1 pseudogene is annotated in these 437 nt (G+C 36.4%); it reads right to left on the reverse strand.

The features are described from left to right. Positions 1-437, reverse strand: a pseudogene (locus IU405_RS00990) (FGGY-family carbohydrate kinase); the annotation flags it as partial.

The raw sequence follows: 437 nt of genomic DNA on the forward strand, positions 1-437 counted from the left end.
AATATATCCATACCATAAACAAAGGAAAAAGCAATTCCTTCTAATGCAGCCCTACATACATGTCCTTTTTGATGGTTATTTAAATTAACATTTACCAACCGCGTTCCGATTTCCATGTTGCTCAGCATTCTTTCGCTGCCATTTCCAAAAGGAATCATACATACACCATCTGAACCTACAGAGACTTCTGAAGCTAGCTGATTCATTTCCTCGTAAGAGTCAACAGATAAATTGTTTAACAGCCATCTATACTGAATTCCGGCACCATTAATATTTAGTAATTTACCAATTCTTGGAACTGCTTTTTTATAGTTTACGTGGGCAAAATTATTAACCCGAGTACTTTCTTTTCCTGACAAACTATCTGTAACTGCATAGACAACCCCTGAAGTTCCTCCAGTTGCTGCTACTTCACCTGGATTAAATATGTTTAAAGA

Origin of the sequence: Polaribacter sp. BAL334, from assembly GCF_015767435.1 — a bacterium.
Classification (GTDB): domain Bacteria; phylum Bacteroidota; class Bacteroidia; order Flavobacteriales; family Flavobacteriaceae; genus Polaribacter.